The sequence below is a fragment of the Bradyrhizobium sp. URHA0013 genome, from assembly GCF_000518345.1.
GTDB lineage: Bacteria > Pseudomonadota > Alphaproteobacteria > Rhizobiales > Xanthobacteraceae > Bradyrhizobium.
Map to the genome: position 1 here is coordinate 752976 of NZ_KI912426.1, position 19497 is coordinate 772472.

Annotated in this window: 25 protein-coding genes and 1 pseudogene; 13 read left to right on the forward strand and 13 right to left on the reverse strand. The window is 63.0% G+C overall.

What is annotated here, in order from left to right:
• Window positions 1-160 precede the first annotated feature (160 nt).
• The 4 genes and pseudogenes from N551_RS37385 to N551_RS0124125 form a co-directional block, all read right to left on the reverse strand.
• Window positions 161-437 (reverse strand): annotated as a pseudogene (locus N551_RS37385) (LysR family transcriptional regulator); the annotation flags it as partial.
• Between the two features lie 86 nt (window positions 438-523).
• On the reverse strand, window positions 524-1117 hold the full coding sequence (locus N551_RS0124115; protein ID WP_027569075.1) for an amino acid synthesis family protein: 594 nt from the start codon (window positions 1115-1117) through the stop codon (window positions 524-526).
• Window positions 1118-1126: 9 nt separating this feature from the next.
• Entirely contained in the window at window positions 1127-1990 is an 864-nt protein-coding gene (locus tag N551_RS0124120) for a fumarylacetoacetate hydrolase family protein (RefSeq protein ID WP_027569076.1), read from the reverse strand.
• 94 nt (window positions 1991-2084) lie between these two features.
• Complete coding sequence (locus N551_RS0124125) at window positions 2085-2786, reverse strand: GntR family transcriptional regulator (RefSeq protein WP_027569077.1); 702 nt, start codon at window positions 2784-2786, stop codon at window positions 2085-2087.
• Window positions 2787-2892: 106 nt separating this feature from the next.
• Between N551_RS0124125 and N551_RS0124130 the strand changes: the two genes are divergently transcribed.
• The 3 genes from N551_RS0124130 (at window position 2893) to N551_RS0124140 (ending at window position 5859) form a co-directional block, all read left to right on the forward strand.
• Entirely contained in the window at window positions 2893-3885 is a 993-nt protein-coding gene (locus N551_RS0124130) for a zinc-dependent alcohol dehydrogenase family protein (protein ID WP_027569078.1), read from the forward strand.
• Window positions 3886-3901: 16 nt separating this feature from the next.
• Window positions 3902-4807 (forward strand): VOC family protein, encoded by a 906-nt coding sequence (locus N551_RS0124135; RefSeq protein WP_027569079.1) that lies wholly within the window; start codon window positions 3902-3904, stop codon window positions 4805-4807.
• A 74-nt stretch (window positions 4808-4881) separates the two neighbouring features.
• Window positions 4882-5859: a tripartite tricarboxylate transporter substrate binding protein gene (locus tag N551_RS0124140; RefSeq protein ID WP_027569080.1), complete on the forward strand. Its 978-nt coding sequence runs from the start codon at window positions 4882-4884 to the stop codon at window positions 5857-5859.
• A gap of 27 nt (window positions 5860-5886) precedes the next feature.
• Here N551_RS0124140 and arsC read toward each other — a convergent pair whose 3' ends face one another.
• The 3 genes from arsC to N551_RS0124155 are packed head-to-tail and all read right to left on the reverse strand — an operon-like array spanning window position 5887 to window position 7344.
• Complete coding sequence (gene arsC / locus N551_RS0124145; RefSeq protein ID WP_027569081.1) at window positions 5887-6288, reverse strand: arsenate reductase (glutaredoxin); 402 nt, start codon at window positions 6286-6288, stop codon at window positions 5887-5889.
• Window positions 6285-6989, reverse strand: a complete 705-nt coding sequence (locus tag N551_RS0124150) for an MIP/aquaporin family protein (protein ID WP_027569082.1) — start codon at window positions 6987-6989, stop codon at window positions 6285-6287. The genes arsC and N551_RS0124150 overlap by 4 nt, the downstream gene beginning before the upstream one ends.
• Window positions 6982-7344: a helix-turn-helix transcriptional regulator gene (locus N551_RS0124155; RefSeq protein ID WP_027569083.1), complete on the reverse strand. Its 363-nt coding sequence runs from the start codon at window positions 7342-7344 to the stop codon at window positions 6982-6984. The genes N551_RS0124150 and N551_RS0124155 overlap by 8 nt, the downstream gene beginning before the upstream one ends.
• 133 nt (window positions 7345-7477) lie before the next feature.
• Between N551_RS0124155 and N551_RS0124160 the strand changes: the two genes are divergently transcribed.
• The 3 genes from N551_RS0124160 to N551_RS0124170 all read left to right on the forward strand — a co-directional run bounded on the left by N551_RS0124160 (window position 7478) and on the right by N551_RS0124170 (window position 10512).
• A complete protein-coding gene (locus N551_RS0124160) occupies window positions 7478-7795 on the forward strand; it encodes a helix-turn-helix transcriptional regulator (protein ID WP_027569084.1) in 318 nt (105 codons plus the stop codon).
• Window positions 7796-7847: 52 nt separating this feature from the next.
• The gene (locus N551_RS0124165) at window positions 7848-9215 is read left to right on the forward strand and encodes an NAD(P)-binding domain-containing protein (RefSeq protein ID WP_027569085.1); all 1368 of its coding nucleotides are present in this window, start codon (window positions 7848-7850) and stop codon (window positions 9213-9215) included.
• A gap of 115 nt (window positions 9216-9330) precedes the next feature.
• Entirely contained in the window at window positions 9331-10512 is a 1182-nt protein-coding gene (locus tag N551_RS0124170; RefSeq protein WP_035961962.1) for an MFS transporter, read from the forward strand.
• A 12-nt stretch (window positions 10513-10524) separates the two neighbouring features.
• Here the strand turns inward: N551_RS0124170 and fetB are convergent, their stop codons facing one another.
• Genes fetB through N551_RS0124185 form a run of 3 tightly spaced genes read right to left on the reverse strand, consistent with a single transcriptional unit; the run spans window position 10525 to window position 12956 of the window.
• Window positions 10525-11325: an iron export ABC transporter permease subunit FetB gene (gene fetB, locus N551_RS0124175; RefSeq protein ID WP_027569087.1), complete on the reverse strand. Its 801-nt coding sequence runs from the start codon at window positions 11323-11325 to the stop codon at window positions 10525-10527.
• Window positions 11322-11918, reverse strand: coding sequence for an ATP-binding cassette domain-containing protein (locus N551_RS0124180; RefSeq protein ID WP_027569088.1), 597 nt, complete (start codon window positions 11916-11918; stop codon window positions 11322-11324). Before N551_RS0124180 ends, fetB begins: the two co-directional genes overlap by 4 nt.
• A 3-nt stretch (window positions 11919-11921) precedes the next feature.
• A complete protein-coding gene (locus N551_RS0124185; RefSeq protein WP_027569089.1) occupies window positions 11922-12956 on the reverse strand; it encodes a Cj0069 family protein in 1035 nt (344 codons plus the stop codon).
• A 494-nt stretch (window positions 12957-13450) separates the two neighbouring features.
• On the opposite strand from N551_RS0124185, the gene N551_RS0124190 reads away from it, so the two are divergent.
• The 4 genes from N551_RS0124190 to N551_RS0124205 are packed head-to-tail and all read left to right on the forward strand — an operon-like array spanning window position 13451 to window position 15827.
• Window positions 13451-13684 carry a hypothetical protein gene (locus tag N551_RS0124190; protein ID WP_027569090.1) on the forward strand — a complete coding sequence of 78 codons (234 nt, stop codon included), beginning with the start codon at window positions 13451-13453 and terminating at the stop codon, window positions 13682-13684.
• A gap of 17 nt (window positions 13685-13701) precedes the next feature.
• Window positions 13702-14610 carry a DUF1259 domain-containing protein gene (locus N551_RS0124195; RefSeq protein ID WP_027569091.1) on the forward strand — a complete coding sequence of 303 codons (909 nt, stop codon included), beginning with the start codon at window positions 13702-13704 and terminating at the stop codon, window positions 14608-14610.
• Between the two features lie 3 nt (window positions 14611-14613).
• A complete protein-coding gene (locus N551_RS0124200; protein ID WP_245287842.1) occupies window positions 14614-15297 on the forward strand; it encodes a family 16 glycoside hydrolase in 684 nt (227 codons plus the stop codon).
• 29 nt (window positions 15298-15326) lie between these two features.
• Complete coding sequence (locus N551_RS0124205; protein ID WP_027569093.1) at window positions 15327-15827, forward strand: heme-binding protein; 501 nt, start codon at window positions 15327-15329, stop codon at window positions 15825-15827.
• Between the two features lie 109 nt (window positions 15828-15936).
• On the opposite strand, the gene N551_RS37390 is transcribed toward N551_RS0124205, so the two are convergent.
• On the reverse strand, window positions 15937-16197 hold the full coding sequence (locus N551_RS37390; RefSeq protein WP_081747940.1) for a DUF1127 domain-containing protein: 261 nt from the start codon (window positions 16195-16197) through the stop codon (window positions 15937-15939).
• A gap of 84 nt (window positions 16198-16281) precedes the next feature.
• Here N551_RS37390 and N551_RS0124210 point away from each other — a divergent pair, with 84 nt between their 5' ends.
• Window positions 16282-17010, forward strand: a complete 729-nt coding sequence (locus N551_RS0124210; RefSeq protein WP_155809915.1) for a hypothetical protein — start codon at window positions 16282-16284, stop codon at window positions 17008-17010.
• A 126-nt stretch (window positions 17011-17136) separates the two neighbouring features.
• Here the strand turns inward: N551_RS0124210 and N551_RS38350 are convergent, their stop codons facing one another.
• Window positions 17137-17406: a hypothetical protein gene (locus N551_RS38350; RefSeq protein WP_155809916.1), complete on the reverse strand. Its 270-nt coding sequence runs from the start codon at window positions 17404-17406 to the stop codon at window positions 17137-17139.
• A 241-nt stretch (window positions 17407-17647) separates the two neighbouring features.
• Between N551_RS38350 and N551_RS0124215 the strand changes: the two genes are divergently transcribed.
• Together N551_RS0124215 and N551_RS0124220 are read left to right on the forward strand one after the other, a co-directional pair.
• On the forward strand, window positions 17648-18046 hold the full coding sequence (locus N551_RS0124215; protein WP_155809917.1) for a hypothetical protein: 399 nt from the start codon (window positions 17648-17650) through the stop codon (window positions 18044-18046).
• Window positions 18047-18252: 206 nt separating this feature from the next.
• Entirely contained in the window at window positions 18253-18705 is a 453-nt protein-coding gene (locus N551_RS0124220) for a GNAT family N-acetyltransferase (RefSeq protein WP_027569096.1), read from the forward strand.
• A gap of 134 nt (window positions 18706-18839) precedes the next feature.
• Here N551_RS0124220 and N551_RS0124225 read toward each other — a convergent pair whose 3' ends face one another.
• Window positions 18840-19484: a cation transporter gene (locus tag N551_RS0124225; protein WP_027569097.1), complete on the reverse strand. Its 645-nt coding sequence runs from the start codon at window positions 19482-19484 to the stop codon at window positions 18840-18842.
• Window positions 19485-19497 lie beyond the last annotated feature (13 nt).

Consider the following 19497-nt stretch of genomic DNA (forward strand, 5'->3'; position numbering starts at 1 on the left):
TTTTAGGCAAACAACCGGCGTAATATACATACCACATGATTTGATGGATTTACGAGCGCTACTTTGCGCTGCAATATGGATGCGCTAGCGCGGACGAGGCGATCTCTTCGCGTTCGCCACGGCCGCTCGGCCCCGTGGAGACTTGGCGCGCTGCTTTTGACACTGCGACGTCCGGATTGCCGCGCGCCACGCCTTCCGGGACAATGGCGATGCCGACCCCGGCAGCGACCAGCGCCATGGCCCAGTCTTCCGATTGCCGCTTTGCTCGCAATGGCAGCGGTCGATCAAGGGGACGCGGGCGAGATCGGCGGTGCGAAGCTTCTCCTTCAGCGCCAGCGGATGCGACGGCGGCGGCGCTGCGACATAACGCTCGCTCACATCGCGACGAAATGCTCGTCAGCGCGCAACATGGTCTTCGAGATGATCTGAACCACGGCGATCGCGTGAGCGTCGTCAACAGCCACGATCCCGCCGATTATGAGCGCTGCAGGTGCGACGCACATTGAGTGCGCTGCTCGGGCCGTCAGCGCTGTCCGTCGTGCGCGGAGATCGCGGATGCCGCGAGGCCTCCGATGCGCGCGTGAGGCCGGCCGCCGGTCGCCATCACGAGCCCGAATGCGATCTCGTCGCGCCGTGGTGAATCCCACAGCGTCATCTCCGCGGTGCCGAAATGGCTGCGGACATAGGCGGCGTGGATGTGCCCGAGCGGAACCATGAGCCGCGTGCCCGGACCGCCGATGGTCTTCGCCGCCGGAACGATCGCCTTAGGCTGACCGAGCACCTCGCGCATGCCCTGGCCGCCGGCCTCGTGCCAGACCGCGCCGTGCTCGAGCTCGCCGTCCTCGCCGACGATGATGCCCTTGCCATAGGCTTCGATCTGCGCGGCACCGCCGAGCTGCGCGATCAGCCGCGTTGCAAGCTCGCTCCCGAGCTCGCGCAAGGATGCCTGAAACGGCATCAGATCAGGTTCGAAGCGGCCCGCGAAGGGATTGCGGATCACCGCAATGGCCGTTCCGACCAGCAGAGGCTTCTCCAGCCGGGGACCGCGCTCGTGCCAGATGGTCTCGACGCTAAGGGCGGTCTTGCGGATGTCATGGGACACGTCTTGAGACGACATGCGCAGGCGCTATGCTTCGTCGACGACGGGATTGCGCAGCACGCCGATGTTCTCGATCTCGACCTCGACCACATCGCCGGGCTTGAGGAAAACAGGCGGCTTGCGGGTGAAGCCGACGCCAGCCGGCGTGCCGGTGGCGATGACGTCGCCGGGGACGAGGTCGAAGATGGTCGAGCTGTACTCGATCAGCCGCGGGATCGAGAAGATCAGCATCGAGGTGTCGGAGGATTGTACCACCGCGCCGTTGACGCGCGTCTCGAGCTTCAATTTGGTGGGATCGCCGATCTCATCCGGCGTCACCAGCCATGGTCCGAACGGGCCGGTGCCGACGAAGTTCTTGCCGGAGGCGATCTGCTGGGCGTGACGCTGCCAGTCGCGCACGCTGACGTCGTTGTAGATCGAGTAGCCCGCCACGTGATCCCAGGCGTTGGCCTGGCTGATGTGACGGCCGCCCTTGCCGATGACGACAGCCAGCTCGCCCTCCCAGTCGAAATTGTCCGAGACCTTCGGCCGGATCACCGGCGCGTTGTGCGCGACCTGGGAGCGCCAGACCCGGAGGAAGATCGGCGGAAACTCCGTGATCTCGCGCTTCATCCCGAACGCCACGGCTTCATTGTGGTGGTCGAGATAATTGCGCACGGCGCAGACGATCTTCTCCGGACGCGGGATCACCGGCAGATATTTGACGTCGCTCAGCGCCATCGTGGGCTTGTGTCCGGCGACGATGGCCTCGCGCCGCGCATAGTCGTCGCTGCCGAGGAAGTCCGCGAGAACAGGGTACTGGGGCAGGGCGCGGCCGAGATCCACGACGCCATTTTCGACAACGGCGCCCCAGCTTTCCCGATTTCCGTCCAAGAACGACAGCAGCTTCATGGTTACGCCCCAAAGGTTGGCATTTTCGATCTTGTATATTATTTTCGAAAATCCGGCGGGGCGCAAGCCCACGGCGGTAAAAAGCCGTTGCCGCCTATTCGATATCGAGCAGATGCGCGGCGTAGGTCGCGACGTTGTCGGCCGTCGTGCGGATATGCGTCTCGATCAGCTGAACCGCGAGATCCGGATTGCGCGAGATGGCGGCCTGCATGATCGCCTGGTGCTCGCCGGCCTTGTCGCGCGGCCGCGGCCGGAAATTGGCCGACAGATGCCGATAGCGCTCGGCGCGATCGAACAGGTCGGCGCGAATGGCAAGAAGGGTAGCGGAGCCGCAGGCGGACACCAGTGCCTGGTGGAATTGGCGGTGGGCGATCTTCCATTCGGGATCGCGCAGCGGATGTTCGGGATCGCGCTGCTCGATTCGCTTCAATCTATGCAGCGTCGAGATGACGGCGATTTCCCAATCGTCGTCGCCCCGCTCGATCGCCCGGCGGATCAATTCCACCTCGATCAGCACCCGGGCATCGGTGACTTCCACCAGGTCCTGGCGGCTGACCGGCGCCACCCGAAATCCGCGCTGCTCCTGCGCGTCGACCAGGCCTTCGGCGGTAAGCGCCGTCAGCGCCTCGCGCAGCGTCGTGAAACTTACGCCGAATCGTTCGCGCAGGACGTCGAATCGCAGCGGCTCGCCCGGCGCCAGGCCGCAGGCAATGATCTCCTCGCGCAGCCGATGGGTGATGTCGGCGGCAACGGTCTTGCCGAATTCCTTGCGGGGGCGAATGGCGCTTTCGGACATGGTTTCTGTCATTGAATCGATGGCTCAACATGCCGCGGTAACGAGCATCTTGCAATAATTTTCGTAAACGATATTATTTTCGAAAATATGGGCGGGAGATGAAATCATGAGGGCGGTGCTGGTGCGTCAGCCGGGTGGGCCGGATGCACTCGAACTGGTGGAGCGTCCGGTGCCTGTGCCCGGACCCGGCCATGTGCAAATCCGGGCCGAAGCGTTCGGGGTGGGACAGCCCGATGTGCTGATCCGGCGTGGCGTCTACAAATGGATGCCGCCGCTGCCGGCCAATCCCGGCAACGACGTCGCCGGCCGCATTGCCGCGCTCGGGTCCGGCGTAGAAGGGGTTGCGATCGGCCAGAAGGTGCTGCTGAGCGCGCGCGACCTGTCGCAGCGCGGCGGCTGCTACGCCGACTATGTGGTCGCGCCGGCGGACGCCATTCATCTGCTGCCCGACGATGTCGATATGCAAGCGGCCGTGTGCCTGTCGAACTACCAAGTGGCCTACGCGCTGCTGAACGAGTGCCGCCATCCGCGCGCACCGGCCAGCGTGCTGGTGATCGGGGCGGCGGGTGGTGTCGGCACCGCGCTGGTGCAGCTCGCCAAGCTCGCGCAGATGAATGTCATCGGCACGGTTTCCAACGAGGAGAAGGCCGCATTCGCGCGCGGCAACGGCGCCGATCACGTCATCTACTACCGCCGCGAAGACGTGGTGGCGCGGACCCGCGAGCTGACCAATGGCGAGGGCGTCGGCCTCGTGCTCGATCACGTCTGTGGGCCCGAGTTCACCGGCTATCTCGGCGCGCTCGGCAAATGGGGGACGCTGCTGTCGTACAACGCCTTCGCAGGATTGCTGGAAGAAAACCTGATGGCGGCGATGCGCGACCATCTCGACATGTGCCCGGCGATACGCTGCTTCTCCTTCCACATCTACGACCACGATCGCGACGGGCGTCGCGCGCTCATGCGCAACGTGATCGACGCGCTGAGCCGCAATGCGATCAAGCCGGCGATCTCGGCGGTCCTGAAGCTCGACGAGGTCAGGCAGGCCCACACGCTGCTCGAGCAAGGCTCGGCGCTCGGCAAGATCATCATGACGCCATGAGGGGGTGGATTGCACGATGACGACACAAGCACCCATTGCACGCTTCACCCGGCTCCGGCACGCGAGCTTTGCCTCGCCCGATCCCGAGCGGTTGCTCGACTATTACCGCGCCGTGATCGGTCTTGGCCTCGTCGGCCGCGACGGCAACCGCATCTTCCTTGCCAACGATTCCGAGCAGCTTTCGCTGGTGATCGAACCCGGCGACGCGGCGCTGACGAGCATCGCCTTCGAGATATCTCCTGATGTCCAGATCGAGGCGCTGGGCGCCGCGCTGAAGCAGGCCGATCTGCGGCCCGAGCTGCATAGCGATCCCCTGCCTGGCGTTTCCAAATCGCTGTCGTTCAGCGACCCCGAAGGCACGCGCTTCGAGTTGATCCAGGGCTGGACGCCGACGCCTGCGCAGGAGCGGATCGGTGCGCTTGCCGTCACCAAGCTCGGCCATGTCGCTCTTCGCACGCCCGATCCGCGCGCGGCCTCGGAGTTCTACGCGAACATGATGGGCCTGCGGGTTTCAGACTGGATCGAGGATCGCTTCGTGTTCATGCGCAGCGGCTTCGAGCATCACACGTTGAACTTCGCCCGCGCGCCCGTCCGTGGCCTGCATCATGTCGCGTTCGAGCTGCGTGGTGCCGCCCACATGCACGAGGCCTGCGATCATCTCGCGCGGCACAAGCTGCCGGTTCTCTGGGGGCCGGTTCGTCATGGCCCCGGGCACAACACCGCGATCTATCATCGCAATCCCGACGGGCATGTGGTCGAGCTGTTCTTCGATCTCGACCGCATGACCGACGAAGAGCTCGGCTACTTCGAGCCGCGTCCCTGGCATCGCGATCGACCGCAGCGGCCAAAAGTCTGGGTCGGTCTGCCGCGCGACGTCTGGGGCATGCCGCCATCGCCTGAATGCACGGAGTTCGCCCGCTAGCGGATTCAAACTCGACTTGAAGAACGCCGCCTCGTCGCGGCCAAAGATAGAACAGTCAAAGGGAGGACGCATCCATGCGAAGGATGAAGCGGCTTGCTGCGGCGATTTTTCTGTTTGGCGGCTTTTTAGCAGCCACTTCGGCGTCGGCGGACAATTATCCATCGCGCCCGATCCGGCTGCTGCATGGATTTGCCGCCGGCGGCGCGGCCGACACGTTGTCGCGCATCATCGCCGACGGGCTCTCGAAGAAGCTCGGCCAGCCGATCATCGTCGAGGCCAAGCCCGGCGCCGGCGGCAACATCGCCGCGGATGCCATCGCGAAAGCGGCGCCCGATGGCTACACGATCGGGCTCGTCACCGGCGCTCACGCGATTTCCGCCGCGACCTACAAGAGCCTCGCCTACCAGCCGGCCGAGAGTTTCGAGATGATCTCGACGCTGGTCTATTACGCGCTCGTCATCGCTGTGCGTAGCGATTATCCGGCAAAATCGCTGGGCGAGCTTGTCGCCATGGCAAAGCAGAAGCCGGGTGCGCTCTCCTTCGGATCGGTCGGTTTCGGCAGCACGCACCATCTTGCAGGAGAGCTGTTGAACGCAGCCGCCAGCGTCGAGATTGTGCACGTGCCCTATCGCGGCGACTCCCAATCCGTCACCGCGCTGCTCGGCGGAGAGGTTCCGGTGATCGTCGGCACGCCGGTCCTGCTCGCCCCGCAGATCCAGGCCGGTGCGATCCGCGGCCTGGCGGTGACCTCGCCGACGCGCACCGCATTGCTGCCCGATGTGCCGACGGTTCAGGAAGCCGGTATCAAGGGATACGACGTGCGCGCCTGGGCCGGCCTGCTGGCCCCGAAGGGAACGCCGCCCGCCATCATGGCCGCACTCAATGCGGCGACGCTCGACGCACTCAGGGATCCCGATCTCAAGCAGCGTCTGGAGACCGCCGTCGGCGGCGAGGTTCGCGGCAGTTCGCCCGAGGAGATGAAGGCCCTGATCGAGACCGAGATCAGCAAATGGACCGGCGTGGTGGAGCGGGCGAAGATCCCGAAGATCTGATCCCAATAGGACAGGGATCTCGTAAGCCTATCGCGCTTCGACCACCTCGCCATCCTCCTTCACGAAGCGGCCGACGGGACGGTCCAGGAGATCGATCACCGCTTCCGAGGGACGGCACAGGCGTGTGCCCTTGGGCGTCACCACGATCGGACGGTTGATCAGGATGGGGTGCGCGAGCATCTGGTCGATCAGCTCGTCGTCGGACCATTTCGGGTCGTCGAGGCCGAGCTCCTTGTAGGGCGTGCCTTTCTCCCGCAGCAGCGCGCGAACGGAGATGCCGAGGGCCTTGACGAGGTCGACCAGCTTTTCGCGGGATGGCGGCGTCTTCAGATATTCGATCACGTCCGGCTCGACGCCGCTCTGCCGGATCATCGCCAGCGTGTTGCGCGAGGTGCCGCAGGCGGGGTTGTGATAGATCGTGACGCTCATCGGGTGGTCTCCGCGATTGGGATGGGGCCGGCCGCGCGGGCGTCTGCGAGCAGCCAATTCATCAGCAGCGCGCCGGCGAACGCTCCGCAGAGCTCCGCGAGAATGAATCCGGGCAGGTCGGCGGGACGTATGCCCGTGAACGTGTTGGTCAGCGACCTCGCAATGGCCACGGCCGGATTGGCGAACGAGGTCGAGGCTGTGAACCAATAGGCCGCCGTGATGTAGAGACCGACCAGCCAGGGAACCGCAGTGCGCTGAAACCGGATGCCGGCCAGGATCGTTGCGACCAGACCGAAAGCGGCGACGGCTTCGGCGAACCATTGCGGTCCTCCGGTTCGCATCTTCTCAGAGAAATCGAGTAGCGGCAGTCCGAACATCAGATGCGCTGCCATCGTTCCCGCGATGCCGCCGGCGATCTGCGCGACGACGTAAAATGCGGCGTCGTTCACCGGCAGCTCCCGCTTGCCGGTGAAGACGAGGGTCACTGCCGGATTGAAGTGTCCGCCGGAGATCGGTCCGAGCACGGTAATCAGGACGACCAGAATGGCACCGGTCGGCAGGGTGTTGCAGAGCAACGCGAGCGCGACATCCCTGGTCAACGTTTCCGCCATGATGCCGGAGCCGACCACCGTGGCAACCAGAATGCCCGTGCCGAGCGCCTCGGCCGCGAGACGCCGCGGAAGATCGAATTGATCAGGCACGGCTTCGCTCTTTTCGTCTCGGCTTGCAGCACGCTTGCAGGGTTTCGACGACAGGTTCGCAGACTTCCGGCCGTCCGCCGCAGCAATCGCGCAGCAGGAAGACCGCGACGTCGCGGAATTCGGTGAGGTTGGCGCGGTAGACGATCGAGCGGCTGCGCCGCTCGGAGGTCACCAGCCGCGCGCGCGTCAAGATCGACAGATGCGCCGAGAGCGTGTTTTGAGGGACCTCCAACAGCCGTGCGAGATCGCCCGCAGCGAGACCGTCAGGCTCGTGCCTGACCAGTGCGCGGAAGGCCTCCAGACGGGTCGATTGGGCCAGGGCGGCGAGGGCGAGAACGGCTTCTTCGGTTTCCATATATCCAGACTTATGGAACTAATTGGAGCGCGTCAATCCGGAATTCTTGCCCGTTGGGCGGCCGAGCCGATATTTCGAAGATTCTAGAAATATGGTTTGACAATTTGGCATCCGCAGGCGCATCCTGGCGGCCATGAAGATCGACGACGCAGCAGCACGCCTGGAGGCTCTGGGAAACCGGACCAGGCTTCAGATCTATCGTGCCCTGGTGCGGGCAGGACACAAGGGCATGGCCGTCGGCCGCCTGCAGGACAAGCTGAAGATTCCGGCGTCGACGCTGTCGCATCACATCAAGACCCTGGTCTCGGTCGGGCTCGTCAGCCAGGTCCGGGAATCGACAAGCCTCGTATGTCACGCGAATTTCGAGGCCATGCGGGGCCTGGTCGATTTCCTGGCGGCGGAGTGCTGCGCAGACGAAGTCGGATGCAAGACGACGCAAACGGCGGCGTGATCATTTTTCAGGTCAAATTATTCGATGATTCTAGAATGATAGGAATAATGGCATGAGAGACGCAAAGACGGTCGCCATCATCGGGGCAGGGCCTGTCGGCCTCGCAGCAGCTGCACACGTCCTGGAGCGTGGCATGTCCCCCGTCATGCTGGAGGCAGGACCCGAAGCGGGGCACGCGGTTCGCCAGTGGCAGCACGTCCAGCTCTTCTCGCCGTGGGACTACAATATCGACAAGGCCGCCGCGCGCATGCTCGCGCCGACGGGATGGAATTCGCCGGACCCGGGCTCCTATCCGACCGGCGGCGAGCTGATCGACCGATATTTGACGCCGCTTGCGACGCGAACGACGTTGCGCGAGGTGATCCGGACATCCAGCCGTGTCACGGCCATCAGCCGCGTCGGCTTCGACAAGGCGAAGACGACGGGACGTGAGCAGGCGCCGTTCGAAATCCGCTACCAGAACGGCAAAGGTCCTGAAGTGCTGCGCGCGGATGCCGTGATCGATACATCCGGCACATGGTTCTCGCCCAATCCCGCCGGAGGTAATGGTCTGCCCGCGATCGGCGAGCGTGAATGCGCCGGCCACATCGCCTATGGCATGCCCGATGTCCGTGGTGTCGGCCGCGCCAGATATGCCGGGAAGACCGTCGCCGTGCTCGGCGCCGGCCACTCCGCGGTGGGCACGCTGATCGATCTGGTGCAGCTCGCAGGCGAGGTGCCGGGGACGCAAGCGATCTGGCTGTTGCGCGGCGCCGATCCCGCCAAGGCTTTTGGCGGCGGCCGGAATGACAAGCTCGCTGCGCGCGGAGAGCTCGGCAGCGCGTTCGCTGCGCTTGTTGCCTCCGGAAAGATCAGGGTCGAAACCGAATTCGGCGTCACGCATCTGTCGGAATCCGAGCGCGGCCTCGAGATCGCGGCCGGCTCGGGCTGCGGTGGACGGAGCGTGATCGTGGACGAGCTGATCGTCTCGACCGGCTTTCGTCCCGACTTTTCGTTTCTGTCCGAATTGCGCCTGCGGCTCGATCCCGCCATCGAAGCGCCGGTCGCCCTGGCGCCGCTCATCGATCCCAACGAGCACAGCTGCGGCACGGTGCGTCCGCACGGCGCGCGCGAGCTCTCGCACGACGAGCCGGGCTTCTACATGGCGGGCATGAAGTCGTATGGCCGCGCGCCGACCTTTCTCATGATGACGGGGTATGAGCAGGTGCGCTCGATTGCGGCCGATCTCGCCGGCGACAAGAAAGCCGCCGCAAGGGTGGAGCTCGTGCTGCCGGAGACCGGCGTCTGCACGCGCGGCGGCGTGGAAGCTGCAGGAGCTGGATCAGGATGTTGCGGGCCGGCGAAGCAGGAACCGACGGCCTGTTGCGCCGACGACGAAGCGGCGAAGAAGGCCGGCGCTTCCGGCTGCGGTTGTTCATGAATTTGGGTCTTGCAGGTGAAGCCGGAGAGTTGCCCATTGTGGTTGGTGCGCCGTGTCGGCCGGGGGGCGGGAGGACAGCATTCGTAATTTGAGCGGCCGGTCTCTGATCGCGGTGATGTGCATCGGCCAGGTCGGCAATCTGCTGCCGCATGTGACGTTGTCCGCGAATCTGGCGCAGCATCTGATGCCGGCGTGGGGCCTGTCGGCGGCCGAAGGCGGCTTGATGGCGAGCGGTTACGCGTTCGGCTACATGCTCGCGGTGCCCGTGCTGACGACGTTGACCGACCGGATTGACGCGCGCCTCGTTTTGCTCTGGGGTTCGATCGTCAGCGGACTGGCGACCGCAGCGTTCGGAATCTTCGCGCAAGGGTTCTGGTCCGCGACCGCGATCTGGTCCCTGGCAGGGCTCGGATTTGCCGGCGCCTACATGCCGGGCCTGAAGGCGCTGACGGACCGGCTTCCCCCCGGCGACACCTCGCGCGCCGTCACGCTGTACACGTCGAGCTTCTCGGTCGGCGTCGGCCTCTCGTTCCTGGTCGCGCAAGTGATCGCCGACCGCTGGGGATGGCGGACCGCTTTCCTTGTCACCGGCTTCGGTCCGATCGCAATGGTCGTCGCGTGCCTTCTGATGCAGGCGCAGCGGCCCGCGCCGAAGGCGGGACGGCTCTTGAACTTCGCGCCCGTCTTCGCCAACCGTGAGGCGCTCGGATACATCTTCGGCTACGGCGCCCATTGCTTCGAGCTCTACGGTATCCGCACCTGGCTGGTCGGGTTCTGGGCCTTCGTCGTCGCCCACCAAGGCGCGCCGTCGTGGTTGAGTCCCGTCGTGCTGAGCTTCTGCTTTGCGGTGATCTCGATGCCGGCGAGCATCCTCGGCAACGAGGCCGCGCTGAAGTTCGGCCGCCATCGCGCGATCACGGTCGTGATGATCGCGTCGGCCTTCGTGGCGCTGGTCATCGGCCTCAATGCGACAGCCCCGGCGTGGGTGCTTGCGCTGCTGCTGCTCGTCTATGGCTTGACCGTGCCGGCGGATTCGGGCGCGTTGACCGCCGGCATGTCCGCGGCGGCTGTGTCCGAACATCGCGGCGCGACCCTGGCCCTGCATTCGACGGTCGGCTTCGGCCTGTCGGCGGTCGGCGCCTGGGGGACCGGCGCCGCCCTCGACGCAGCCGGCGGCCCGCAGAGCGCGACCGGCTGGCTCTTGGCGTTCAGCGTCCTCGCGGTCGGGATTGCACTGGGGCCGCTGGCGCTGCTGTGGGCGCGGAAGGGCCAGTCTGTTCGGGCGCAGTCGATGTGAGGTCGCGCAATTCTACTCGGCGGTGGAAAATCGATCGAGGCGCAATCGATGCCGATGATCGGTGAGAAGGCGAGCGCCTCCCGTCACCGCGGCGAGCGTTCCCAATCCCGTGCCGCCGGCGATCAAGAACATGATCAGGAGTTGATACTTGACGGCGTCGATCGGTTCGACGCCTGCAAGGATTTGACCGGTCATCATCCCCGGCAAAGAGACAAGGCCGATCGCAGCCATGCTGTTCATGATTGGCGTGAAGCCGCTTCTCAATGCGTCTCGCAGCACCGGCAGCAACGCCTGATACCGGGTACCGCCAAGAGCAAGGCAAGCTTCGACGGCGGCCCGTTCGCGCACCAGGCTATTCGTCAGCACGTCCAGCCCCAGGCTTATCCCGGTCATGGTGTTGCCCAGGATCATGCCCAACAATGGCAGCGCATAGCGCGGATGATACCAGGGATCCGGGCGTAGCTCCGTCAGAAGCGCGAACATCGTGACGGTACCGGCCGCGAGCAGCATGCATCCCGCTCCTAAGCCATAGCTCCAGATACCCGGCAGGCGTCGCTTTTGCCGAGCGACGATTTCCCGTGATGCGAACAGAACCATGATGACGGCGGCGAGGGCGGTCCAGAGCGGCGAGACCGCGGCAAACAGGAACGTCAATACGTATCCGACGAGCACCAGCTGAACCACCATCCGCACGGTGGCGATGGCCAGCTGCTTTTCAAGCTTGAGGCGGAGAGCGAGCGAGAGAGCGCCGTCCATGACGACAAGGAGCGCGGGCAGAACCAAATCGCCGTATGCCAGGTGAATGTAACTCACGGCCGATTGTCCTCAATTCCGCCCTCGGCATTCATCACAAGGACCCTCGACCCGACGCGGCGGGCCTGGGCGTTGTCGTGAGTGCTCCAGACGACACTCGTTCCATTCGAAATGCGTTCGGCGATCAAGGATTCCACGGCCGCCGTCGATGCCGAATCGAGGGCCGAAGTCGGCTCGTCCAGGAGAAGAACCCGCGATCGCAGCATCAGCGCCCGCACCAGCCCCAGCCGTTGTCGCTCGCCGGTCGAAAGTCTCTGGACCGGCCAGGGACCGCAACTGCAGGGCAATCCCAGTCTCGTGACCAGTGGCAAGGCATCATCCCAGCCGCCGAAGTGATCTTGCACGATGTCTGTCCACCAGCCCGGCTCGGCAGCGAGGTAGGTCACTCGCTTGCGCCAGGCGGGGGCGGGCATCGCCTCCCTGAGCGTTCCGTCCAGTTTGACCATTCCTTCGTTGGGATCGAGATCCGCGATCGCGCGAAGGAGTTGGGTCTTCCCTACGCCCGAGGGCCCTTGCAGGGCGACGCATTCGCCGTCCTGCAAGTCGAATGAAACGGAGATGTGCAAGCGCTTGAGCGCGCGGACCGTCAGCATGTCTCAAAGCTTGCGCCGGAGCCGATCGGCAACTCGCCTCGCGATCTCCGCCGGCGCCTCGTCCGGATAAGGATGCACCGAGCTGACATTGATCTCACCGAGTACATAGCTGTCGGTCCCGTCGGTAAGGACCGGGCCAAGCATGAAGTCGGCGTCCCAAATCGCAGGCAGGTCGAGCCGCGGAATATCGAGCAACGACGTCAGCTGCGGCGTCCACTCGTCTTCCATCAAGCGACGCAGCCGCTGGAAGCGCGGGTCTGCGTTGGACGAATAGAGCCGTGGTCCGGCCTCGGCGCGTGCGGCTGGCGAATCAACCAGGGCTTTGACCTTGTGATGGCCGAAGCCGGCACAGCGATCGCCGGCCATGTAGCAACGTACGACGCCCTCGCCTAGGCGAGGCTGGAATGGTTGGTCGATCACGCTACCGTTCTCGAAGTACTCGGCGCAACGACGGAGAAAATCATCCAGCGTCAGTTCCTCGGGCGCGTCCCTGGTCGCGTCCAGCACCTTTATCATGGAGGAGGTCGGCAGACTCTCGACCTTCCAGACGCCTTGGCCGCCATTGCCCCGGTTCCGCTTGATCACGCGCGGACCAGCGGCGAGCCGTATCGGCAACTCGGCGCGCATCGCCGCTGCGGTTTCATATAGCGCCGTGTCGCTTCCCCAGCCCATCGCGCGGGTACGATACAGAACCTCCTTGGTGCCCATCTTGAGGATGACATCGGGATGGGCACTTACCCACACACCCTGCGCCGCGACGTCCCGCAGCAATGCGTCGAGACCAATGCGACTTCGACCGTCCTGAATGGGGTTAACCCAGACCAGCACGCCGTCCACCCCGAGCAATTGTTCACGGACGCCCTCGGCGAAGCCTTCATCATAGATCGCCGGCTGGGCTTCAATGCCGACGGCGGCGAGCGCTTCGAAAAGCTGCGCGAAGCGGCTGTTTTGCGCCGTCGCATCCCGCCGCGCGGCAGCGTCTCCGCGTGAGAGGATGGCGACGGTATGTTGGTGAGAAGGGTGTCGTTCGGTGTCCATGCGCAAGCTCCACAAATGGCGTGCTGCGCAGAGCTTGGACCGAGGCCTCACGGGGAGTCTGCTTTGTCCCCACGCAAAGGACAGTAGCGGGGCCGTCCGCCAGTTTCAAGACGTGGCCGGCGGGGTTCCGCGGAGCGGTGAACTCTTTGTGACGTTCGCCGGCGGCGTCGGTGCGCCGCCCAAAGCCTGGGCCCGTTGACAGCTGCCGCCCTCGGGTTTTTACTTGGGGCTCGGGGATGTGCGATCTCCCCGTGAGGCGACATGCCCAAGCATCGCGTCCTGATCACCAAGGGCGCAGCATGTCATCATACATCCCCGATTTCATCCGTCAGACCGGCTCGACTTTTCGGCACGGCGTCCGCGCCGGTCGCGTCGCTGTGCACATTAATGCCCGCGGCCTCTTGCGCCTTGTGGGTGTCGCGTAGGGGAAGATCGCGAAACGGACTTCACCTGGGGCAAGAAAACTTGAGGCAGGACAAGCCAGGAGAATGATCATGCGAACACGACCAATCTTCCGCACGATCCTGTTGCTTGCGATCGCGGGCGGGCTGTCGAGCGCGCACGCTCTGACGCAGGAGGAGCTCGTCGCCAGGATCCAGGCGGCCGGTTACACGCAAGTCAGCGATATCAAGTCGACGGCCGAAGGCATCACCGCCAAGGCGGTGAAGAACGGCAAGGCGGTGACGCTGGTCGTCGACAGCAGCGGCCAGGTCAAAGAGCGAAACTGAAGGTGAGGAGTAGCGCGATGAAAAGAATCATTTGGGCCGTGGTCGGCATTGGTGTCTGTCTTCTTGCATTTCGCTTCGGCCCCTTCATCCCGGCATATGCTCAGGATGCCGACTGGCAGAAGGTGGACGAGACCCTGGGTCGCAAGCCCGCCGTCTCGGACGACGTCCGCCGTTACGGCTTTCCCCGCAGCGATCTCTCCGTGACGTTGGATGGGGTTGCGATCAAGCCGGCGCTGGCGCTGGGCGGCTGGATCGCGTTCAAGCCTGCGCATGGCGGCGCCATGGTCATGGGCGATCTCGTGCTGCTCGAGACCGAGATCAATCCCGTGATGGCGAAAATGATCGCGAGCGGGCTCGAGATCACCGCCGTGCACAATCATCTGCTGCGTGCGAGCCCGACAACGTTCTACATGCATGTCGCCGGACACGGCGATCCCGTCAAACTGGCCTCGGCGATCCATGATGCGCTGGCCGAAAGCAAGACTCCGCTGACGGTCACGGCGCCGGCGAACCCGCCGCCCGCCATCGACCTCGACACCGCGAAGCTCGATCAGATCATTGGCGTCAAGGGGCAGGCGAACGGCGGCGTCTACCAGTTCAACGTGAAGCGGCGCGATCCCATCACGGAAGACGGCATGTTGTTGACGCCCGTCGGCGCGATGGGCGTCGCGATCGCCATCAATTTCCAGCCGACGGGCGCGGGTAGGGCGGCCATCACCGGCGACTTCGTGCTGACCAGCGACGAGGTAAACCCGGTCATCGTGGCGCTGCGGACGCACGGCATCGAGGTGACCGCGCTGCACAGTCACATGCTGGACGAACAGCCGCGGCTCTTCTTCATGCACTTCTGGGCCAACGACGATGCCGTCAAACTTGCAGAGGGTCTCCGTGCGGCGCTCGACAAGACGGCGAGCACGAAGGGCTGACGCATGGACAAGTACGTGGACAAGTACGTGGACAAGCTCATGGGCAAGCTTGCGCTGGCATCCATGCTGGCTTTGTTAGTGGGAGGGAACGCCATGGCCGAGACCTTGAATTTCGACAACGCTGCTGCCGGAACCTCGCCCGACGGATGGACTTTGACGATGACCGGCAAGGGACAGCCGAAATGGACCGTCGAAGCCGAGTCGACAGCGCCAAGCAAGCCGAACGTCCTCAAGCAATCCGGACGGGCGACGTTTCCCCTCGCCATCAAGCGCGATACGTCCATCCGTGACGGCTTCGTCGAGGTGAAATTCAAAGCCGTCGCCGGCTCCGAGGATCGCGCGGCGGGAGTTATCTGGCGTGCGAAGGATGCCGACAATTACTACGTGGTCCGGGCTAACGCGCTGGAGGACAATGTCGTGCTGTACAAGACGGCCAATGGCGTCCGAACATCACTTGAGATCGTGGGTCGCAGAGGCGGCTATGGCGTCAGCGCGCCGGTGCCGTCCGGACAATGGCACCTGCTGCGCTGCGACTTCGCAGGAAGTCGGTTCAAGGTGAGCTATGACGGAAAGCAATTGTTCGAGGTGGAAGACGCCACCATTCCGGACGCCGGCATGATCGGCCTTTGGACCAAGGCAGATAGCGTAACCCTGTTCGATGATCTGACATATGGTGGGATCAAATAGGCGTTTGGTCACCTTTGCCGGAGATTGCCATGAACGTTCGATGCCTGTCGGTCGCGACGGCCCTGCTGATTGCGTCCATCTGCCCGGTACGGGCGGAGGAAGGTCTGGTCGCCTACAAATCCCTCGGTCCGGAACTGGCGCTCGATCTTGCGCGCGCTGCGTTGGCGAACTGCCGCACCCGTGGATACCAGGTTGCAGTTGCCGTCGTCGATCGCTTCGGCGTCACGCAAGTGATGTTGCGCGACCGCTTTGCAGGTCCTCACACTGTCCCAACCGCAGCAGGCAAGGCGTGGACAGCTGCCTCGTTCAAGACCAGCACGACCGAGCTGAATGCGATCAGCCAGCCGGGCATGATGCAGGCGGGCATTCGCAACCTTCCCGGAACGGTCGTCATCGCCGGAGGACTGATCGTCGAAGCCGGCGGCTCCCTGGTCGGAGCGGTCGGCGTGTCCGGTGCGCCGGGCGGTGACGCGGACGAAGCCTGCGCGAAAGCCGGAATTGACGCCATACGAGACAAGCTGGACTTCTGAGGCGTAAAGATCGTGGTGGAAAAATCTTCAGACCTTTGCGAGCTTGGCGGCCGTCCGATCCGCAGAGACAAGCAGACGCGCCGCCTTCGCACGCGCAGGTGTCGGGCGCTCACCGACAGGAATCGACAATATCCGATTTATCACGCCAACCTGAGAAATAAGACCGTCGAGCTTCCCCAACGATTGTTCTCGATAAGCCGATGTCCGCGAGAAGCCGGTCGTCCAGTTCGAGAAGCTCGTCGTACTGGCGGCGCCGTGTGATGCCGTCCAGCAGCGCGAGCGTGAGTTTCCAGAACCATCCAGGGTTTGGAGAAGGAACGAAGGCTGCGTTGGATGTGCAGATTGAGCCAGTGGTGCTGTCGCAAGACATGTTTCACCTCCATAATGGAGCGAAACAACGCTTGGCTCGAAAGCTGGTCGGGCGGTTGTGTTTGACCCGATGGCGCTTGCTATCATGCTCGTCCTTGCCGCGCAAGCGACCCTGCCGACTTCGGCAAGTGACCCAAACCGGACGCCCGGCTCGCAATGGTGGGGCCAAGTTGCTACACTTAGTCCTGCCCGAATGCTGCCGAGCGCTCCTTCATTAGAGATTTGCGAAGTGCCGACCGATTGGATTGTCTATGGGATGATGGGACCAGCCGGTTTCTTGCTGGTTGGAATGGCACTTTTGCTCTCGCTTTTCGTCTGGTCCATGATCCTCGGCAGTACATCTACTCGGTTCGGCGTTGGGCCGTTGCTCATTGGATACGCATGCGGTGCATTCGGCCATTTAGCCAGTAATTTTCTCTGGTCATATAATGAATTCAGCAAGCGCGTTTCGACTGGTCTCCTTGAGGAGGCCCAACGTTGGTCAATCGTACCCGGCTGGACCGTCTATGCCTCAGTGCTGATCTTAATTTACCTGTTGCCGCCTGCCACGGTAGTTGGCGTGCCCCTCTCGGCCGTGCTGCTCAAGCATGGAAGGCTTACATACCTCAGCATCGCAGCGACGGCTGTTATGCTTTGGCTCAGTTTTGCGATCATTGCATGGGCTCTGCCGACCAATGAGTGGCACCGCACACATCGTCTGGCTTCGTTCAAAATGATCGTCACGGACCTCCTACCAAGCGTAGCGCTCACGGCGGTTCCGTTCCTCCTCGGCATCTATGTGACCTCGCGATCCGCTCGCCGTCGTACCGTTTGACCCGCCAGGCGTCCGGCTCAGCCGAGTGCCCCTGCTTTCGCGGAAACGATAGTCAGAAGCCCTGTTGGTAATGCGTCTCGTCATGGCCCTTATTGGCCCATACCAATCCGTAGCTTCTTTCCGACGTCACCCACTGTGCTTTGAGCGGCGGAGGAAAAAAGCACCTGCGAACCCAACCAAGACACATGTCCCAAGCACGTAACCCGCCGGATTTAGCAAACCTGATTTGTCGGCAAGAAAAATGAGCGCGATGGAGATAATCACTTGGGCAGCCCAAACAGGTGATGCCGCCCGTAGGGCTTGACTGAAGGTCATCCGGTTGAAAAGAAAAAGAACAATCCATGATGGTGCGAGTAGCACCGTTAGCAGCCCCAAGATTGCGACCACGGCAAACATTAATGGTCATCCCCCTTTGGCGGCCACTTTCATATCAAGCAAAGATTGCGATGTCGCCTCCTGGCCCATCGCTTCCGTTGGCGGGGTCTCGCTGCATGTCAGCTCACAGGGGCCGACCGGAAGTTTGCAGCCGGCTGTCACTTCGGCGGCTTGTGACCCAAAGCGGCCATAAAAGGCTGTTCGACTTGGCAGTGGGCAATGATGAGCTATCGCACCCAATGTTGCCAAGTGAGTACGCTCAATGAAGGTTGGAACCAAAATCCTAATGTCCGTTTTGGCGGTGTTACCATCGAGTATCGCGGCTCAGTCACCAGATCGCATGGCGGCGGACACATGGTCACTTCTCTGGCGTGACGGCTACGTCAACTGGCGGGGCAAGCTCATTAAGCCGCGCTGGCAGGTAATGACCGCCGACGACGGCACCGAATTCGCAATTGATCTAAGCACGAAGCCCGCCCACTCCGCCACTGCCTACATTATCGATGGAGATGCCTTTAACAAGAACAACCTCTTCGAGTTTCACTTTGACTGCGACGGCAAGTTCTCCGAGGTAATTAGCAACATGGACTTGAAGCGCAGTCAAATTGTAGCGCCGACAGTGCATCGACTGGTCTGTGACGACGCGCGGAAAGCCCCCTGAGTTTCTCTCGAGGAGTATCAGTAGTTGGCTTCGGCTTCTGGCCCGTTCCGGACCAACTGCGCCGGCTCCACCATGTCAGCTGTTCGGGCCGGACTGGAAGAGACAGTAGAGGTCTGCACCGACGCGATTGCCCCAGAAGAGACGTGTTGCGCATAGCTGCGATAGGTTCGCTGGGGTACGATCGGCCGAGACCTTGGGGTTCATAAATGCTGAGGCGACTTGCGATTGAAGACATGGATGCTGCGGCCGCTGTCCATCGTACGGCTTTCGACCAAGCTCTGCCAACTCTGGCCGGGCTCCACACTCCAGCGGAGGACCGTTGGTTCTTCAGAGAACGCACTTTTCCGGCCTGCCAACTCTGGGGCTGGTCCAGCGGCCAAGAGCTCGTTGGCTTTATAGCGTTTCGCGATGCATGGATCGACCAACTCTACGTGCTCCCAACGTGGCAAGGCCGTCAGATTGGCCTTACGCTGTTGAATGTTGCGAAGGATCGATTTGCGCACCTGAGCCTCTGGACCTTCCAGCGAAACCAAACTGCACGCAAGTTCTACGAGAAGCATGGTTTTCGGCTTGTCTCAAAGACAGATGGCGCACGCAACGAAGAGAAAGAACCCGATGTTCTGTACTCGTGGCGACGTGACCATCTCCACCAGGAATGACCGCTTGTGGCCCTTCGGCGAACTGGCAGCATCGCTCCACGAGGTCCGCTTATTGAGGCATGGCGGACAAAATTTGCTCAGGTCGAGTTCTTCGCATTTTGACCAAAACGGACATTAGCCCTTGGCAACGGGATTTATTCGGCTGCTGCCAAACCGCCTACGCGCAGCTCTCCGACGGCTTGGCGGATGACGATAGCAGCACCCTGAATAGCAAGCACGGCCATGATGGCGGCCACGATCACGTCGGGCCATCCTGTGCCGGTCCCGAACACGCCAGCGGCTGCCAATAAGACCGCGAGGTTCCCAAGCACATCGTTACGGGTGCAAATCCATGCAGATCGCATGTTGGCGTCACCATGACGGTACGCCCAAAGAAGACCAAATGAAGCGGCGTTGGCAGCCAAGGCCGCAACTCCAACGGTGCCCATAGCAAATGCGCTTGGGAGCGTTCCGTGGAGCGAATGCCAAACGACTGTTGCGATGACCCATGCACCGAAGGCGGCCATTGTAGCGCCCTTCGCAAGAGCAGCAGCAGCGCGATAGCGGAGTGCCATGCCAATTACGAGCAGGCTTATGGCATAGTTTGCAGCGTCACCTAAGAAGTCGAGCGCGTCTGCTTGTAACGACGCCGATCCAGCAGCGAGGCCCGCGACGACCTCAACCGCAAACATTGCGGCATTGATCGCGAGCACAGCCCAGAGCACCCGGCGGTAAGCGGCATCCCGCTTTTTGGTTCCGCCCAAGTTGAGGGGCGGCGGAGGACAACAGCAATCGTTCATGGGCGGAAGATAA

Bases quoted from the DNA above. Each gene is read 5' to 3' on its own strand.
- N551_RS0124115 (WP_027569075.1), bottom strand. From the start codon at position 1,117: ATGTCGTCTCAAGACGTGTCCCATGACATCCGCAAGACCGCCCTTAGC.
- N551_RS0124120 (WP_027569076.1), bottom strand. From the start codon at position 1,990: ATGAAGCTGCTGTCGTTCTTGGACGGAAATCGGGAAAGCTGGGGCGCC.
- N551_RS0124125 (WP_027569077.1), bottom strand. From the start codon at position 2,786: ATGTCCGAAAGCGCCATTCGCCCCCGCAAGGAATTCGGCAAGACCGTT.
- N551_RS0124130 (WP_027569078.1), top strand. From the start codon at position 2,893: ATGAGGGCGGTGCTGGTGCGTCAGCCGGGTGGGCCGGATGCACTCGAA.
- N551_RS0124135 (WP_027569079.1), top strand. From the start codon at position 3,902: ATGACGACACAAGCACCCATTGCACGCTTCACCCGGCTCCGGCACGCG.
- N551_RS0124140 (WP_027569080.1), top strand. From the start codon at position 4,882: ATGCGAAGGATGAAGCGGCTTGCTGCGGCGATTTTTCTGTTTGGCGGC.
- arsC (WP_027569081.1), bottom strand. From the start codon at position 6,288: ATGAGCGTCACGATCTATCACAACCCCGCCTGCGGCACCTCGCGCAAC.
- N551_RS0124155 (WP_027569083.1), bottom strand. From the start codon at position 7,344: ATGGAAACCGAAGAAGCCGTTCTCGCCCTCGCCGCCCTGGCCCAATCG.
- N551_RS0124160 (WP_027569084.1), top strand. From the start codon at position 7,478: ATGAAGATCGACGACGCAGCAGCACGCCTGGAGGCTCTGGGAAACCGG.
- N551_RS0124165 (WP_027569085.1), top strand. From the start codon at position 7,848: ATGAGAGACGCAAAGACGGTCGCCATCATCGGGGCAGGGCCTGTCGGC.
- N551_RS0124170 (WP_035961962.1), top strand. From the start codon at position 9,331: ATGTGCATCGGCCAGGTCGGCAATCTGCTGCCGCATGTGACGTTGTCC.
- N551_RS0124180 (WP_027569088.1), bottom strand. From the start codon at position 11,918: ATGCTGACGGTCCGCGCGCTCAAGCGCTTGCACATCTCCGTTTCATTC.
- N551_RS0124185 (WP_027569089.1), bottom strand. From the start codon at position 12,956: ATGGACACCGAACGACACCCTTCTCACCAACATACCGTCGCCATCCTC.
- N551_RS0124190 (WP_027569090.1), top strand. From the start codon at position 13,451: ATGCGAACACGACCAATCTTCCGCACGATCCTGTTGCTTGCGATCGCG.
- N551_RS0124195 (WP_027569091.1), top strand. From the start codon at position 13,702: ATGAAAAGAATCATTTGGGCCGTGGTCGGCATTGGTGTCTGTCTTCTT.
- N551_RS0124200 (WP_245287842.1), top strand. From the start codon at position 14,614: ATGGACAAGTACGTGGACAAGTACGTGGACAAGCTCATGGGCAAGCTT.
- N551_RS0124205 (WP_027569093.1), top strand. From the start codon at position 15,327: ATGAACGTTCGATGCCTGTCGGTCGCGACGGCCCTGCTGATTGCGTCC.
- N551_RS37390 (WP_081747940.1), bottom strand. From the start codon at position 16,197: ATGTCTTGCGACAGCACCACTGGCTCAATCTGCACATCCAACGCAGCC.
- N551_RS0124210 (WP_155809915.1), top strand. From the start codon at position 16,282: ATGCTCGTCCTTGCCGCGCAAGCGACCCTGCCGACTTCGGCAAGTGAC.
- N551_RS38350 (WP_155809916.1), bottom strand. From the start codon at position 17,406: ATGTTTGCCGTGGTCGCAATCTTGGGGCTGCTAACGGTGCTACTCGCA.
- N551_RS0124215 (WP_155809917.1), top strand. From the start codon at position 17,648: ATGAAGGTTGGAACCAAAATCCTAATGTCCGTTTTGGCGGTGTTACCA.
- N551_RS0124220 (WP_027569096.1), top strand. From the start codon at position 18,253: ATGCTGAGGCGACTTGCGATTGAAGACATGGATGCTGCGGCCGCTGTC.
- N551_RS0124225 (WP_027569097.1), bottom strand. From the start codon at position 19,484: ATGAACGATTGCTGTTGTCCTCCGCCGCCCCTCAACTTGGGCGGAACC.